The following is a 656-nucleotide window of genomic DNA, read 5'->3' as shown; positions in this document are numbered from 1 at the left end:
AACACGTTGTGCGCAAGCTGAAGAAAACCTCAAAATGAAACAAATTTTAGAAACAAATCGACTTTTATTAAGAGAATTGAATGTTGATGACGCTGAAAATTTCTATAATTTAAATCTTAATCCAAATGTCATAAAATATACTGGAAATTCTTCTTTTAAAAACATTAGAGAAGCAAAAGAATTTTCAGAAAATTATCAAGACTATAAGTTAAATGGTTACGGAAGATGGGCTGTGATAAATAAAGAAACGAATGAATTTATAGGTTGGTGTGGATTGAAATTCGGAGAAATGGAAAATGAAATTGATATTGGATTTCGATTTTTTGAAAATGAATGGAATAAAGGTTATGCAACAGAAAGTGCAAAAGCTTGCTTGGATTATGGTTTTGAAAAGCTTAACATAAAACGAATTATTGGAAGAGCTATGAAAGAAAATATTGGTTCAATTAAAGTTTTAAAAAAAATAGGACTTGAATATGAACGAGATACAAATTTTGAGAAACAAAAAGCTGTTATATATAAAATTGAGAAAGAATAAAGCCAGCGCACAACACCGTATATAATTTATTGCTAGTCCTCGCCTACTTACGAAAATCCTCGCGGATTTTCTATTCGGTTTTTATTTGTTAACTTAGTTGCTTAACCACGCAACAAAC

Annotated in this window: 1 protein-coding gene; it reads left to right on the top strand. The window is 29.6% G+C overall.

Features of this window, described 5'->3' with window-relative positions:
* Nucleotides 1-34: 34 nt before the first annotated feature.
* Nucleotides 35-538, top strand: coding sequence for a GNAT family N-acetyltransferase (locus tag Q0891_RS17205; RefSeq protein WP_299103576.1), 504 nt, complete (start codon nucleotides 35-37; stop codon nucleotides 536-538).
* Nucleotides 539-656 lie beyond the last annotated feature (118 nt).

Origin of the sequence: uncultured Winogradskyella sp. (genome assembly GCF_947498005.1) — a bacterium.
Taxonomy (GTDB): domain Bacteria; phylum Bacteroidota; class Bacteroidia; order Flavobacteriales; family Flavobacteriaceae; genus Winogradskyella.
This window is presented reverse-complemented; position numbering and strand designations above follow the sequence as displayed.

Bases quoted from the DNA above. Each gene is read 5' to 3' on its own strand.
- Q0891_RS17205 (WP_299103576.1), top strand. From the start codon at position 35: ATGAAACAAATTTTAGAAACAAATCGACTTTTATTAAGAGAATTGAAT.